General features: G+C 57.5%; 14 protein-coding genes. 7 read left to right on the forward strand and 7 right to left on the reverse strand.

Annotated elements, in window-relative coordinates; genetic code table 11:
- Nucleotides 1-13 precede the first annotated feature (13 nt).
- The 6 genes from PQU98_RS07290 (at nt 14) to PQU98_RS07315 (ending at nt 5304) form a co-directional block, all read left to right on the forward strand.
- Nucleotides 14-874, forward strand: coding sequence for an amidohydrolase family protein (locus tag PQU98_RS07290; protein ID WP_272744242.1), 861 nt, complete (start codon nt 14-16; stop codon nt 872-874).
- Nucleotides 871-1692, forward strand: a complete 822-nt coding sequence (locus tag PQU98_RS07295) for an IclR family transcriptional regulator (protein WP_272744243.1) — start codon at nt 871-873, stop codon at nt 1690-1692. Before PQU98_RS07290 ends, PQU98_RS07295 begins: the two co-directional genes overlap by 4 nt.
- 137 nt (nt 1693-1829) lie before the next feature.
- On the forward strand, nt 1830-2846 hold the full coding sequence (locus tag PQU98_RS07300) for an aldo/keto reductase (protein WP_272744244.1): 1017 nt from the start codon (nt 1830-1832) through the stop codon (nt 2844-2846).
- On the forward strand, nt 2843-3133 hold the full coding sequence (locus tag PQU98_RS07305; protein WP_272744245.1) for a UxaA family hydrolase: 291 nt from the start codon (nt 2843-2845) through the stop codon (nt 3131-3133). Before PQU98_RS07300 ends, PQU98_RS07305 begins: the two co-directional genes overlap by 4 nt.
- On the forward strand, nt 3133-4377 hold the full coding sequence (locus tag PQU98_RS07310; RefSeq protein WP_272744246.1) for a UxaA family hydrolase: 1245 nt from the start codon (nt 3133-3135) through the stop codon (nt 4375-4377). The genes PQU98_RS07305 and PQU98_RS07310 overlap by 1 nt, the downstream gene beginning before the upstream one ends.
- A 189-nt stretch (nt 4378-4566) precedes the next feature.
- Nucleotides 4567-5304, forward strand: coding sequence for an SDR family oxidoreductase (locus tag PQU98_RS07315; protein WP_272744247.1), 738 nt, complete (start codon nt 4567-4569; stop codon nt 5302-5304).
- 168 nt (nt 5305-5472) lie between these two features.
- Here PQU98_RS07315 and PQU98_RS07320 read toward each other — a convergent pair whose 3' ends face one another.
- Together PQU98_RS07320 and PQU98_RS07325 are read right to left on the reverse strand one after the other, a co-directional pair.
- A complete protein-coding gene (locus PQU98_RS07320; protein WP_272744248.1) occupies nt 5473-6381 on the reverse strand; it encodes an aldose 1-epimerase in 909 nt (302 codons plus the stop codon).
- A 91-nt stretch (nt 6382-6472) separates the two neighbouring features.
- Nucleotides 6473-7903 carry a sugar porter family MFS transporter gene (locus PQU98_RS07325; RefSeq protein WP_272744249.1) on the reverse strand — a complete coding sequence of 477 codons (1431 nt, stop codon included), beginning with the start codon at nt 7901-7903 and terminating at the stop codon, nt 6473-6475.
- A gap of 314 nt (nt 7904-8217) precedes the next feature.
- On the opposite strand from PQU98_RS07325, the gene PQU98_RS07330 reads away from it, so the two are divergent.
- Nucleotides 8218-9162 carry a ThuA domain-containing protein gene (locus PQU98_RS07330; protein WP_272744250.1) on the forward strand — a complete coding sequence of 315 codons (945 nt, stop codon included), beginning with the start codon at nt 8218-8220 and terminating at the stop codon, nt 9160-9162.
- 149 nt (nt 9163-9311) lie between these two features.
- Here PQU98_RS07330 and PQU98_RS07335 read toward each other — a convergent pair whose 3' ends face one another.
- The 5 genes from PQU98_RS07335 to PQU98_RS07355 form a co-directional block, all read right to left on the reverse strand.
- A complete protein-coding gene (locus PQU98_RS07335) occupies nt 9312-11099 on the reverse strand; it encodes an IlvD/Edd family dehydratase (protein WP_272744251.1) in 1788 nt (595 codons plus the stop codon).
- Nucleotides 11092-11991 (reverse strand): SMP-30/gluconolactonase/LRE family protein, encoded by a 900-nt coding sequence (locus tag PQU98_RS07340; protein ID WP_272744252.1) that lies wholly within the window; start codon nt 11989-11991, stop codon nt 11092-11094. The genes PQU98_RS07335 and PQU98_RS07340 overlap by 8 nt, the downstream gene beginning before the upstream one ends.
- A gap of 160 nt (nt 11992-12151) precedes the next feature.
- The gene (gene xylB / locus PQU98_RS07345; RefSeq protein WP_272744253.1) at nt 12152-12901 is read right to left on the reverse strand and encodes a D-xylose 1-dehydrogenase; all 750 of its coding nucleotides are present in this window, start codon (nt 12899-12901) and stop codon (nt 12152-12154) included.
- Nucleotides 12902-12934: 33 nt separating this feature from the next.
- Entirely contained in the window at nt 12935-14131 is a 1197-nt protein-coding gene (locus PQU98_RS07350) for a fumarylacetoacetate hydrolase family protein (RefSeq protein ID WP_272744254.1), read from the reverse strand.
- Between the two features lie 224 nt (nt 14132-14355).
- Nucleotides 14356-15408: a LacI family DNA-binding transcriptional regulator gene (locus tag PQU98_RS07355; RefSeq protein ID WP_272744255.1), complete on the reverse strand. Its 1053-nt coding sequence runs from the start codon at nt 15406-15408 to the stop codon at nt 14356-14358.
- Nucleotides 15409-15525 lie beyond the last annotated feature (117 nt).

The raw sequence follows: 15525 nt of genomic DNA on the forward strand, positions 1-15525 counted from the left end.
AGGCGCCGGGGGTATGATCGATGCACATCATCATCTGTGGCAGATCGGTCGGAATGGTCATAGTTGGCCCACACCTGATCTTGAGGCCATCGACCGCGATTACGGGCTGGATGATCTAAAATCCGAAGCGGTGTCGACTGGCCTTAATGGCAGTATCGTGGTGCAGTCGCAGGCTCATGATGCCGACACTGACTGGCTGCTTGAGGTCGCGTCCCATGATGAGTTGATCCTTGGCGTGGTTGGCTGGGCCGATCTGGCCGCGCCCAATGCCGCCGCCCGCATTGCCGATTTGGCCAGACACCCGAAACTGAAAGGTTTGCGGCCCATGCTGCAAGGCTTAAGCGACGATGACTGGATCAATCAGCCGGCCGTAAGGCCCGCAATAGACGCCATGATCGCCCATGACCTGAGCTTCGATGCCCTCGTCTTTACCCGCCACCTGCCTGCGATTAATCAACTGGCCGAAGACTATCCGGCCTTGCGTATCGTCATTGATCACGGTGCCAAGCCACCCATTGCCCACCGCCACAGCCATCCGGAAGAGACCCGGCACTGGCGCGAGCAAATCACGGCGATCGCCCGCCGCCCCAATGTCCATGCCAAGCTGTCCGGGCTGGTCACCGAAATGAGGCCGGGTCAGCCGATCGAAGATCTGTGGCCCTATGTTGACCACCTGTTTGAGCAGTTCGGCACTGACCGAATCCTGTGGGGCTCAGACTGGCCGGTCGTCAACCTGCGCCAGTCTTACCGATCATGGTTTGATCAGGTTCACCACCACCTGCGGGGCTTATCCGCCAAAAAAATCGATAAAATTTTCGATGCCAATGCCAAACGCTTTTACAAAATCACAACTGAAACAGGGGAAACACAATGAATTTGCACCACAATCTGCGTGTCGACGATAAGGATACTGAGGCCACCGTCTTGAAATACCGTGCCCCGGCACTGGAAAAAGGGCTCGACGTACTCGAATTACTGGCGGCCCACAAACGCCCGCTGACCCTGTCGCAAATATCGGCTCACCTTGATCGTTCGGTCAGTGAGTTGTTCCGCATGGTGCAGGTGCTGGAAAACCGCGGCTATGTCGCCCCGGCCCTGCGCGGCGATGGCCTGGAGCTTACCAATAAGCTGTTTTCGCTCGGCATGAGCCGTGGCCCCAGCCAGAACCTGCTGGCCAGCGCCCTGCCGATCATGCAGGCCTTGAGTGAGGCCACCCATCAGTCGTGCCATATCGCCATCGCCTCCGACAACCACATCGTCGTCATTGCCCGCGTTGAAGCCCCCGGCGATCTTGGCTTTTCGGTGCGCGTCGGCCACCAGGCCAAGGTGGTGCAGTCGACATCAGGCGTTACCCTCTACAGCTTTCAGCCGCCCAAGATAAAGGAAGCGTGGCGCGCCCAGCTTCAGGGGGATGCCGATGCCCAGACCTGGCAATCTTTCGATGACCTGTGCCAGTTCGCCCAGAAAAACGGCTATGTTCAGCGCCGCTCTGATTTTACCGACGGCATCACCGATATTTCCTGCCCGATCTTCAGCGACGGCATGGTGATTGCGGCCATGACCATCCCCTATATCCGGTCCCTGGACAGCCTTAGCTTAGAGGAAACCACCCAGCGCCTGCAAACCGCCGTTCAGAATGTCTCAAAGTCGCTGGGCGGTATTGAATCGGTTGAGCGCGTGTCTATTCGGTAAGACGGCTTTAAGCAAAACGCGCTCTGCAAAAGCCCTTGCTATCGCTTCGCCAAGGGCGTAATTTTATAGATAACAATGATTTTATTGATAAATAAAACACCACTGGAAACGTCATATATGATCAGGGACAGACTTTTTTGAGATCTATCGGACACACAGGTGTGCATCTGTCGCCGCTTGGGTTCGGCGCTGCTGCCATTGGTAACCTTTATCGGCCCTTAAGCAATGAAGCCGCGGCCGAATGCGTGAACGCGGCCACCGCGGCGGGTATTCGCTATTTCGATACCGCTCCGCGTTATGGTCATGGCCTGTCGGAGCGCCGGCTGGGCATGGCGCTGCCTGCCGATGCCGTGATCTCCACCAAGGCTGGCCGCGTGCTGACACCGATCGCTCCGCCTCCATCAGGTACCGAACGCCACGGCTTTGTCGATGGCGATCCGATGGAGGAGCATTTTGACTACAGCTACGACGGTGTGATGAGGTCGTTTGAGGCCAGCCTGCAACGCCTTAATCGCGACCATATCGACATCCTGCTGGCCCACGATCTGGGTCGCCTGACCCACGGTGATAACCATGACCATCACCTTAAGGTTTTTCTGGAGGGCGGCCTCAAAGCCATGCAAACCCTGAAATCCGAAGGCCGCATCAGGGCCATAGGTTTAGGCGTGAATGAAACCGCAATATGTGACACGGTTCTGGATCAGGCCGATGTGGATGTCATCCTGCTGGCCGGACGCTATACCCTGCTGGAGCAAACCCCGCTCGATGCGTTTTTGCCCAGATGTGAGGCGCGCGGTGTATCGATCATTCTGGGCGGGCCTTATAATTCCGGCATACTGATCAGCGGCGTCAAAGGCGATAAGGTGCCGTTTTACGATTATGGCCCCGCGTCCCCTGACATCATCGCGCAGGTGCGACAGATCGAAAACATTTGCGACGCCCATAATGTGCCACTGGCGGCGGCCGCCCTGCAATTTCCGCTGGCTCACCCCTCGGTCGTCAGCGTCATACCCGGCATGGCCTCTCCGGCAGAAGTACACGCCAACACCGCCCTGTTCAATCACCTCATACCAGCGGCCCTTTGGGATGACCTGAGATCTTCAGGCTGCCTCAACACGGCTGCCCCCACGCCCAAAGCACCTGTATCCGCATGATTTCGCCCCTGATCCTTCTTCATCCCACCGACAATGTTCTGGTGTGCCGCGCCGCCATTCCAGCCGGAGGCGTTGTTATGATTGACGATGCGCCCGCTACGATCCCAACTGACATTGAGGTCGGCCATAAGGTGGCGCGCATTGACCTGAAAGCTGGCGACAAGATCCTGAAATACGGAGCACCGATCGGCTCCATGACCCTTGATGCCAGGCGCGGCGATCATGTCCACATGCACAATATGAAAAGCGATTATATTTCCTCTCACACCCGAAAGGTCGTCGGCTGATGACCATTAACAATGCCTACCTCAGACCCGATGGCCGCAAAGGCATCCGCAATGTCATCGCGGTCGCCTATCTGGTCGAATGCGCCCACCATGTCGCCCGCGGCATCGTCAACCGCTTTACCGACTATGAGCAGTTAGCGTCCGGCGTCGTCGGTGATGCCCCAGAAGTTCACCTGATCGGTTTTCCGGGCTGCTATCCCAATGCCTATGCCTTCAAGATGATGCAGGCCCTGACCACCCACCCCAATGTTGGAGGGGTGCTGCTGATTTCTCTGGGCTGCGAAAGCTTTAACCGTGAGCAGCTTAAAACCACCATCGAAGCGTCAGGGCGACCGGTTGAGACTTTGGTGATTCAAAATTCCGGTGGCACCCAGTCTACCATCCAGAAAGGCATTGACGCCGTCCGGCGGATGCAGGCCATTGCTGCCGCCACACCGCGCGTGGACATGGACATATCCGAACTGATCATCGGCACCATCTGCGGCGGTTCGGACGGCACATCAGGCATCACCGCCAATCCCGCCGTCGGGCGGTCATTCGATGCTTTGGGGACGGCAGGCGCGGCCTGTATCTTTGAAGAAACCGGTGAACTGGTCGGGTGCGAGACCATCATGGCCGACCGCGCGGTCACGCCGGAACTGGGGGCCGAGTTAGAGAAAAGCGTCGAAAAGGCCGAACGCTATTACACCATTATGGGCTTTGGTTCCTTCGCGCCCGGCAATGCCGAAGGCGGGCTGACCACCCAGGAAGAAAAGTCGATGGGCGCCTATTCCAAGTCGGGAGCAGCGCCGATCTGCGGGATATTAAAACCGGGTGATCAGCCGCCGACCGGCGGACTTTACCTTTTGGATGTGGTGCCCGACGGTGAGCCGCGCTTTGGCTTTCCCAACATTTCCGACAATGCTGAGATCGTCGAGTTGATCGCCTGCGGGGCCCACATAACCCTGTTTACCACCGGCAGAGGTTCAGTCGTGGGTTCTGCGATTTCGCCAGTGATCAAGATCTGCGCCAATCCGGAGACCTACCGCAAACTGTCTGAGGACATGGATGTCGATGCCGGCCGTATCATGGAAGGCCGCGCCACACTGGATGAGGTGGGTTCTGAAATCACCGATCTGGTGCTCAACGTCGCAAACGGCACCCGCACCAAATCCGAAGCCCTCGGCCATCAGGAATTTATCCTCACCTATAAGGCGTTTGAGCCGATTGGCCCCGCCTGCCTTCCCCTGAAAAGGCAGGCATAAACGTAAAAATGCCCTGTTTACCTTTAAAGCGAGCGTAAATCTTTTCCTTCTCCCCGTATCACGGGGAGAAGGTGGCTTGTGATTTATCGCAAGCCGGATGAGGGGCAAAAAAAGCCCTTCAGCAAAAATGCCCCTCACCCCAACCCTCTCCCCGCCCGCGGGGAGAGGAGGTTAAATGAGAAATTTGAGATGTCACGACTGAACAACAAAACCGCCCTGATTACCGCTGCCGGACAAGGCATAGGCCGCGCCACCGTCGAAGCCTATGTGCGCGAAGGGGCCCACGTCATCGCCGCCGATATCAATGACGCCTCACTGGCCGAGTTGGCGGCCATAGACGGCGTCACCGCCCGTAAACTCGATGTCACTGATGCCGAGGCGATCAAGGCCATCGCCGCCGAGTTTCCGAACATCAATGTGCTCTATAACTGCGCGGGCTTTGTTCACGCGGGCACTATTCTTGACTGCGACGAAGACGACTGGGCGTTTTCCAATAGCCTCAACGTCACGGCCCAGTACCGCCTGATTCGCGCCGTTCTGCCCAACATGATCAAGAACGGCGGGGGCTCAATCATCAATATGTCGTCGATTGCCTCCTCCATCAAAGGCATCCCCAACCGCTTTGCCTACTGCGCCACCAAGGCCGCCGTCATCGGTCTGACCAAGGCGGTCGCCGCTGATTTCGTGGCCCAAGGCATTCGCTGCAACGCCATCTGTCCGGGAACGGTCGAGACCCCGTCCCTGCTGCAACGCTTACGCGACACCGGCGACTTCGATAAGGCCTACAGCGAATTCACCGCCCGTCAGGCGATGGGCCGCTTCGGCAAGCCCGATGAACTGGCCGCATTGGCGGTATTTTTAGGCTCCGACGAATCCGCCTTTATCACCGGCCAGCCCTATATCATCGACGGGGGTTGGGTGAACTAACCAATTCACTCAAAAGTTTGCCGCTGACGCGCCAATACATTTTGAGTGGGTAAGACTTAATCAAGAAAAATATCGAGATTTGAGCTGAATAATAAGGGACTAGCGACGCGGGTATATTTAATACCCGCTAGCAACGGCCCTGTATTAGTCAGCCAAAGACCGGTATTTTTACCCGTGCAGGGTCATGTCCATCCATATCTGCGCCCGCTCACCGGTCTTAAGGCACTTCAGGCCGGAATTGGGTTTATTGAACGGATCGGGCATGTGATTGACCGGCTCAGCGCAGAAGAAATCCTCGCCCGGCGGCACATAGATATGCAGCCAGTGGCAGTCGGGTGAGGCCTTAACCGTCACCACCGCCTCATCGCCCTCGAATACGTCGAACCGGCCATTAAATTCGGTATGGCAGTGATCGAGCAATTGCTCGGCATCGACCACCGCCCCGTTTGTCCAGTCCTTACCGCAATAGACGCCGCCGTGCCATTCGGTCGGCAGGCAGTCGTCGCTCGACAGCCACACCCCCTCGACATGGGCCTTAAGCAGGGTCTGCGGCGACTTAAGGAAATAGGGGTGAAAGCCCAGCCCTGCCGGCATGGCGCAGGGCGAAAGGTTGGTCACCGACAGATATATCCGCATCCCCCCGTCACGCAGTTCACAAATGACTTCGGCGCGGTAATCCCACGGCCATTCCCCGCATTTATGATCAAAAACCAGCCGCGCCCGTGACGCACTGACCTCCGCCACCTGCCAGCTTGCGCGCCAACCCTGACCATGCAGGGTATGGGGATGATCTCCCAGATTGGGTTTAAGCTGAATGTCCTTGGTGCCCAGCACAAAATGGCCGTTTTTGATCCGGTTGGCAAACGGCACCAGCGGAAAATTGCCGGTTTGCAGCACATCATCCGCCCCGTCGGCTGTGGGCCGCAGATAATCGCGCCCCTTGTGTCTCAGGCTAAGGGTCGAGGCCCCCAGATGCGGGGCAATGATCACTTGTGTATCACCGGCGCTTAAGGCAATCGCTGACTCGCGCGCACGGCTTAAGACGAGGGTATCCCCCTCCTCTGTATAATCGGACATGATGGCGTTTTTCCCGGTTTCATTATTATCATTTTTTTAATGCAAAACGGCGGGGCTGATTACCCCGCCGTCGTTTCAGTCTACCCTAAGGTCAGGGCTTTTTCCAGAGACCTTCGATGGCCTCCAGCGTCTTGCCCTTGGTCTCAGGCACGAACTTCCAGACGAAAATCGCCGCCAGAACCGAAAAACCGGCATAGATATAATAGTTTAGTCCGTGGTTGAATGTGGCGTTGATAGCCGTGTCACCATCGATCACTTTGAATGACCAGGTGACGATATAGTTTGAAATCCACTGGGCGGCGACGGCGATAGCCATGGCCTTACCCTTGATGGAGTTCGGGAACATTTCCGACAGCAGCACCCACACAACCGGCCCCCACGACAGGGCGAAACCGGCGATATAGGCCATGGCGGCATAAAGCAGCAGCGTGCCTTCCTGCTTTTGCTGGAACAGGACACCAAGCGCAGCCATAGACGCGGCCATGACCAGAGCCCCCAGAATCAGCAACGGCTTACGGCCCCAGCGGTCAACCGTAAAGGTCGCCACCAGCGTAAACACCACATTGGCCGCCCCGACCAGAACCGTCTGGAACAGGGCCTGATCGGTACCGGCACCGATGTTCTTGAACATCAGCGGCGCATAATAAAGCACGGCATTAATACCAACGAACTGCTGGAACACCGACAGCAGCACCCCGACCACAATCACGCCAAACCCGAACGACAGAAGCTTGCCCGAATGTGCCGTCAGGGAGCCGCGAATTTCGGACATAGTCGCCTGAGCCGCGGCCGGATCGTTCAGTTCGCCCAAAAGCTTTGCAGCCTTATCGTCCTTGCCCTTAAGAACGTACCAGCGCGGCGTGTCCGGCATAACAAAGGCGGCCACAAAGAACAGGGCGGCCGGAAGCGCGGCCGAAGCCAGCATGTGACGCCAACCGGTCGACAACACCCACTCATCCGTACCGGTCTCGGCAATCTTCAGGTTGACGAAATAGACCAGCAACATACCGCCCACAATGGCAATCTGCTGAAAGGTCACCAAAAGCCCGCGGTGCTTGGCCGGAGCGATTTCCGCTATATAGAGCGGTGAAATCAGCGACGCCATGCCGATGGCCACGCCACCGATAAAGCGATAGATCATGAACGGGTTTAGCCCGTCCACGCCCATTTGCCCGACCGGGGCCAGACCAAATTCCGGATAGCCCGACAGCAATGATGAGGCAAAAAACAGAAACGCCGCAATCAGCATGCCGATCCGACGGCCCAGTGCGGTGGCCAGCGGCCCGGCAATCAGTGAGCCGACCACACAGCCCAGCAACGCGATCCCGATAGCGGTGCCCGCCAGAGAGTTGCGCGCCACTTCGGTCAGATCGGTGCGCGGGGTGACGAAATTATGGACGATGGCTTCTTCCGCCCCCGAAATAACGGCGGTGTCGTAGCCGAACAAAAGGCCCCCCAGGGCGGCACCAATCGCCAGCCCCATGACAAGCCCCATGTTCACCTTACCCAGTGATGAGGTCATTGATGTAATCCTTCCTGCGGGCCACGGCCCGTTCCCTGTCTGCGGGCATGAGCCCGTATTCCCTTGACAATAACTGCGGTATATTTTGTGTTTTAACAGGGTCCCTACTGCCCCATCCCGCCGGCGGAACTATTAACGAAAGGGACAGGGTGGGCAAGTGCCGAAACCGGAAAATGCGAAGGAAAGATAAGGTTTTACGCCAATTTTCGTCTTTTTTGCGCATTAATTTGTTAACGCTACCATTGTGCGCCGCACTCACCGCATTGCATATAAATATCGCCCGCCCCCAAAAGCGAATCCGAGGAAACCGTTCGATGCCCAAATCCCTCCCGATCCCCCGCCCCCTTACCCGCCGTGAGTGGCTTTTAGGGGGGGCGGCACTTTTCGCGTCAGGCGTGCCCGCCTACGCCTCAGGACGCCGTATCCGGGTGTTGCTGCTTGATGGTTTCAACAATCACGACTGGCAGCAGACCACCCGCATCGTTCAGACAATCTTAGCGCCCACCGGCCTGTTTGAGGTGACCGTATCGACCGCCCCGCCATCGCCCACCACTCCCGGCTGGGCCGACTGGCGGCCACGGTTTCAAGACTTCGATGTCGTGATCCAGACCTGCAATGATTACAAAAGCGACGCCGGATGGCCCGACGTGGTTAAAGCCGATTTCGAGGCCTATGTTCGCAAGGGCGGCGGGGTTTATGTACTGCACGCCGCCAATAACGGCTTTCCGGACTGGCCAGAATATAATGACATGATCGGGCTGGGCTGGCGGCCCAAGAACTACGGCATCGCCGTCCATATCGACGGTAACGGTAAGATCGCCCGCATCCCTGCCGGTCAGGGCGATAAATCCAGCCACGGCCCGCGCGCCAACGCCCTTGTTCACCGCCTGAATGATCATCCAGTGCATCAGGGTCTGCCGCGCCAATGGATGACGGCAGATCTTGAGCACTATTCTTACGTGCGCGGCCCGGCTAAAAATTTGACCATCCTGACCTATGCCTATGAGGCCAAAACCCAAATGAACTGGCCGCTGGAATGGGTGGTGCGCTATGGGCAGGGCAGGGTCTATGTGGCCAACTATGGCCACGTCTGGACAGGCGACGTTCAGCCGCTAACTTTGCGCAGCGCGGACGTGCAGACGATCCTTCCGCGCGCCCTGCAATGGCTGGCACGCCGCCCGGTGACCTTTCCGGTGCCCTCAGATTTTCCGACCGCGACGAAAACATCAGTGCGGCCGGAGTTTGAAGGGATACACTGATTTAAATCTCCTCCCTACGCAGTGGGGAGGGGGACCATCAAGGGACGTTTGTCCCGCAGATGGTGGAGGGGTACATACCGCATACCCCTCCGTCTCAATGCGGCCTTTGGCCTTACTCGCCACCTCCCCACGCAGTGGGGAGGAGATAATCAATGATTATGCCGTGGCATCTGCTCGGCTATGTGGGTGAATTTCAGCGCCGGTTCCATGACCGCGCCCGTGTGCAGTTGCCCGACCGTCTGGCGGTAGATTTCCTGCCACGGGGTCATGCTGTCTGGATAGGCCGGAATGCCCTCAAGCTTACGGGCGGCGATGACCGCATCGTCAACCAACGCATTACACGCGCCGGTATTGATATCGATGCGGATCATATCGCCGGTGCGCAACCAAGACAGCCCGCCACCGACCGCACTTTCGGGTGAAGCATTGAGGATCGACGGTGAATCCGCTGTGCCCGATTGGCGGCCATCGCCCAGGGTCGGCAGGGACGTGATGCCTTTTTTGAGCAGGGCATCAGGCGGCTGCATATTGACCACTTCGGCCGAACCGGGCCAGCCGACCGGGCCGGAGCCGCGAATGACCAGAATGGTGTTTTCATCGATATTCAGCGCCGGATCATTGATGCGTTCATGATAGTCGGTCGAGCCATCAAACACGACGGCCCTGGCTTCAAAAATGTTTTCCTGCCCCGGCCGCGACAGATAGCGCGTGCGGAACTCATCGGAAATCACGCTGGTTTTCATGATGGCGAACTCAAACAGATTGCCTTTGAGCACGAGGAAACCGGCCCGTGCCATCATCGGCTCAGCCACGGTCGTGATCATTTCACGGTCCTTGGTTTCACGGCCGATGACGTTTTCAGCAATCGTCTTACCCGTAATGGTTTTGGCATCGCCGTCGATCAGGTTTTCCTTGAGCAACTCCACATGGATCGCCGGAACCCCGCCCGCACGGTGGAAGCGTTCCCCCAGATATTTACCCGCCGGCTGCATATTGAGGATCAGCGGAATGTCGTAGGCCGCCATCCAGTCCTGATCGGTCAGCTCAACCCCGGCGTGACGGGCCATAGCGACAATATGCGGCTGGGCATTGGTCGATCCACCGACGGCAGCCACCAGAGCAATCGCATTGAGGAAGGAATTGCGCGTCAGGATTTTCGAGGGTTTTAAGTCTTCCCACGCCATCTCGACAATGCGCTTACCCGTCTCATAGGCCATCTGCCCACGCTCACGGTAAGGGGCCGGGATGGCCGAACAACCGGGCAAAGATAGGCCCAGCGTTTCGGCGACCGCATTCATGGTTGAAGCCGTGCCCATAGTGTTGCAATGGCCTGCCGAGGGGGCCGACGCCGCAGCCGCTTCGATAAATTCGTCCTCGGTCATTTGCCCTGCGGCCAGCTTACGGCGCGACCGCCAGATAACGGTGCCGGAACCGACCAGATCGCCTTCGTGATGGCCATCCAGCATCGGCCCACCCGACAGGACAATGGCCGGAATATCAACTGCCGTGGCGGCCATAATGCCCGCCGGTGTCGTCTTATCGCAGCCGGTCGTCAGCACCACAGCATCGATCGGATAGCCGTGCAGGATCTCGATCATCGTCATGTAGCTGAGGTTACGATCAATAGCTGCAGTCGGACGGCGACAGTTTTCAAAAATCGGGTGACATGGAAACTCCATCGGAATTCCGCCCGCATCGCGGATACCGGCCTTGACGCGGTCAGCCAGATCCAGATGGATGCGGTTGCACGGCGATATGTCCGACCCCGTCTGGGCGATGCCAATGATCGGACGGCCGGAGCGCAGTTCGGCAGGCGTCAGCCCATAATTCATGAAGCGCTCAAGGTAGAGTGCGGCCATATCGATATGGCCGGGGGCCTCGAACCATTCCTGAGAACGGAAACGGCCATTGGGGGTGGCAGGTTTGCGATTAGACATGATCAATCTCATATTGCGGCTGGCCGGCGATATCGGCCTCAAAACTAAACAGGCCACCGGCCAAAGGTTGCGATTTCAGGTCGTCAGCCGACAATCCCTTGGCAGCCGTGGTGGCATAGACGGTTTTCAGATCACGACCACCAAAGGCGATCTTGGTGACGTTGGACACCGGGAATTTGACGCGCCGGATCAAGTGGCCATCAGGCGAATAACAGTTGACGCCCCAGCCGAAAAACAGCGCGTTCCACACGTTTCCGGCGCTGTCGACCACGGGCCCGTCCATATAACCTTCGCCGTGATCGCCGGTTTTTCCGTTCTGATCCAACTGCGCAAAGATTCGCTTACCCGCAATCTCACCGTCATCATCCAGATCAAAGGCATAGATGACCTTTTTCAGGGTGTCGTTATGATAGAGGGTTTTGCCATCAGGGCTGACGGCGGGCCCATTGGTGATGACATAGTCGTCATCCATCTTTTTCAGACCGCGGGCATCATAGCGGTAAAGCGCGCCGGTCGGGTTGTTTTCATCGTCATCCATAGACCCGAACCACAGACGGCCTTTGGCATCGACAAAGCCGTCATTGAGGCGGTTGCCCGGCAGGTGCGGCTCAATGTGGGTCAGCAGCGTGAAATCACCCGTTTTTGGCTCAAACAGATAAAGCCCGGTCTTACAGCCGACCACAAAGCCGCCGCGTTTACGGGGCGCAATAAAGCCGCACGGCGATGGCGCGGTCCATGACTGTTTCGAGCCGATACTGACATCATAGCGATGGATTTTCGACGATTTGATATCGACAAACCATACGGCATGATCCTTGGCCGACCAGATCGGGCCCTCGCCCAGCGTGGCCTTCAAGTCCCAGACGCAGGTGACCTCAAAATTAGCGACCATGTTTCCCATCCTGCGTTTTTTTATTAGCCCCCCCTGTTGCAGGGGGAGCTTTCATTTGATGGCCTGCATCAAATGAAAGAGGGGGTAATCCTGCGCCAACATTACCCCACCTTCCGGCCACAAGTGGCCTCCCTCCTCCCCTCCAAGAGGGGAGGTTCTTCTATCTCCAGCCCGCGTCGATCCAGTAACCGTGACCGGTGCAAAGCGACGCATCGTCAGACGCCAGAAACAGCGCCAGAGAGGCCACATGCTTAGGCTCGATCCGGCCCGGCAGGCATTGTGATTCCACAATCTGGCGCTCACCTTCGGGAGTGTACCATTTCATCTGGCGCGGCGTTTTGACATTGCCCGGAATGATTGAGGTGACACGGATATTATCCGGGCCAAGCTCACGCGCCAGCGCGCGGGTCATGCCCTCAATACCGGCCTTGGCGGTTTCATAGAGCACCAGATCAGGCAAGCCCAGGTGCCAGGAGATCGAGCCGAAATTAATGATCGCGCCACCACCGGCAGACTTCATCCCCGGCGCAATCACGCGCGTCGTCATGGCCAGATGCTTGAGGTTGACGGCGATATTCTTATCAAAAAATTCCGATGTCACTTCCGACAGGGTGTGTCGATCATCGCGGGCGGCATTGTTAAGCAGGATATTGACCGGCCCGTCGGCCAACACGGTTTTCAGCGTCGCCTCTAACGCTGGCGTATCGGTCAGGTCGCACTTATGAAACGTCGGGGCCACCCCCAGCACGCCGGTATCAAGCGTGGCCGATACCTCATCGACCAGATCGATAAAGTGGACGCGGGCACCTTGCTGCACAAAGGCAGTGACAAGACCGCCCCCAATGCCGGAGCCGCCGCCGGTGATGAGAACTTTTTTACCTTTAAGGCTTGGATAGATTGCCGACGACATCAGTCCCCATACTTTCTTGAATTGTATTTATTTTTAAGCGACCGCGTCGTGCGGCTGTACTTTTTTGGTATTCAGCAGGCCGCGCCCCGCCAGATTTGTCATCAGATCAACGATACCATATGACCACGGGGCGGCCTCTTTTGAGGTCACCACGCGGTTGGTAAGCGTCCCCAGTTTCGGTGACGACACGCTGACGATATCGCCGACCTTATGGGTAAAGCCACGTCCCGGCACATCGCGGTCCTGGGTCGGGGCAAACAGCGTTCCCATCATCAGGATGAAACCGTCGGGATATTGATGCTCGCTCAGGGTCTGGCGCACCAGTTCCAGCGGATCACGGCTGATCTCGGTCATGCTGGATTTGCCCTTAAGCACATAACCTTCGGGGCCGGTGATATCGAGATCAAGCTGGGCCGAGCGGACATTGTCAATGCCAAAGGTGTCATCAAACATGCGGATGAAGGGCCCAAGGCCGGTCGAGGCATTATTGTCTTTGGCCTTACCCAGCAGCAGGGCCGAGCGCCCTTCAAAGCAGCGCAGATTGACGTCGTTACCTAGCATGGCCCCCACCGGACGGCCCTTGGGATCCACGACCAGAACCACTTCGGGTTCGGGGTTGTTCCAGGTCGAGTCGGATCGGATACCGACTTCGTCGCCCCAGCCAATCGACGACAACACCGGCCCCTTGGTGAAGACTTCGGCGTCAGGGCCGATGGCGACTTCGAGATATTGCGACCACATGCCGTCAGCGATCAGGGCGTCTTTCAACTTGGCGGCATCGTCTGAACCCGGCACGACGGAGCGGATATCGGCCCCGATACGCTCTTTCAGGGCATCGCGGATGCCTTGCGCCTTATCGGCATCGCCGCGGGCGCGTTCTTCGATCACACGTTCAACGGCGGATACGGCGAAGGTGACCCCGGCCGCCTTGACGCATTGCAGGTCGATAGGCGACAGCAGTTTATCCGCAGACGCCTCACCCGACCATGAGGTCGTGAAGCTGAAACTTTCCAGATCGCCCAGCAGTTTGCCACCGGCGGGAGCACCCTTTTGCGGCCACAGGGCCATCAGTTGCGCCACGGTCGGGGCCACCGGAGTCATGTCATAAACCTTACCACCGGCAACCATGACCGGCGTCGGCCCTTCTGGTAATTGGATGCGTCCAATCAGGGTTGCGTCACGCCAGTCGTCCGGAAGCGCGCTGATCAGGCTGTGGTCAGTGTTCGACATGAAATTGATTTTCCTCAACATTTCCCGAAAAGCAAATCCATCTCACCTAACGGGCACCTTCGACATTTTTGCCGTGTCCGTCAAAATTTATACAGGCTCTGCTTTTTAAATCATGATAGCGCTACCATTTGCGCTGCCGACAGGCGTATGTCAAGCCAAAACACTCATGGTGCAGTGCGAATTTTGAAGCCATCCCCGCCAGATTTTACATGACCTGTAAAAATTTAAGCGTCACTTACCGCAGCCGACGATTGGCGCTCAATCAGGGAGAAATCGCGGATTTCGCGGATAGGCGTATAGGGCGCACCGGTACGCTTGGCACGGATCTGATCCAGCAGCAGTTTCAGCGCCAGCGCCGACATATCCGAAATCGGCTGACGCACGGTTGTCAGTTCCGGCCACACCATCGTTGCCATAGCCGTATCATCAAACCCGACGATCGAGACCTGAGACGGCACGTCGAGCCCCAGCCGATGGGCTGTGGCCACGGCGCCTGCGGCCATATCGTCGTTGGAGGCAAAGATGGCCGTCGGGCGCTCATCACGCCCCAGCAGGGTTTCGGCCGCATCAAAGCCCGAACGATAGGTGAAATAGCCCTGGGCCACATCCGAATCGTCGACCTCAAGCCCCGCCTTGGCCATAGCGGCCACATAACCATCATAGCGAAGCTGGCTGCCATAGTTGTTCGGGTGGCCCTTGATAAAGCCGATCCGGCGGTGTCCCAGCGCAATCAGGCGCTTGGTCATCGAATAGGCGGCCTTATAGTCATCAATACTGACTGAAGTGAAATCAACCGCAGGCCGCGCCGTGGCCACCCCGACAAAAGGTATATTGAGATCCTTCAACGCTTTTGCCACACGGGTCGAATCCGACAACGGTGCAGGCAGGATAACCCCGTCCGTACCGGTGGTTTTCAGCTTTTCAATGGCCGACGCCGCCCCTTCGGGCCCGTCACAGCTCTCAATCGTCAACTGACAGCCGCTCTGGGCACTTTGCTCAAGGATGCCTAACAAAAACTCGCTGAGATAGGCCGACGACGGGTTTGAATACAGTAGCGCCACCCGCGCCACATCCTGCGTCGCCAGACTACGCGCCGCCATATTCGGCGAATAGTTGAGCGCCTCAACCGAGGCCAGAACCTTTTGACGGGTTTCCTCACGCACATTTTTTTCGCCATTGATGACCCGCGACACGGTCATGGGCGATACGCCCACATGACGCGCCACATCATGAATGGTCACTATATTGCCGCCGCGACGCCCGACTTTCCTCGCCAAGTTGTACCCCTAGCCTATTGTGGTCATTTTATTACCATACGCTTTCCCCGGCGATGATAATGAAAATGATATGTAATCAACCAGCTATAGGCATAATCCGCTTTGGCGCTCAAAGCA

Source organism: Asticcacaulis machinosus (genome assembly GCF_028550435.1).
In the GTDB taxonomy this organism is placed as follows: domain Bacteria; phylum Pseudomonadota; class Alphaproteobacteria; order Caulobacterales; family Caulobacteraceae; genus Asticcacaulis; species Asticcacaulis machinosus.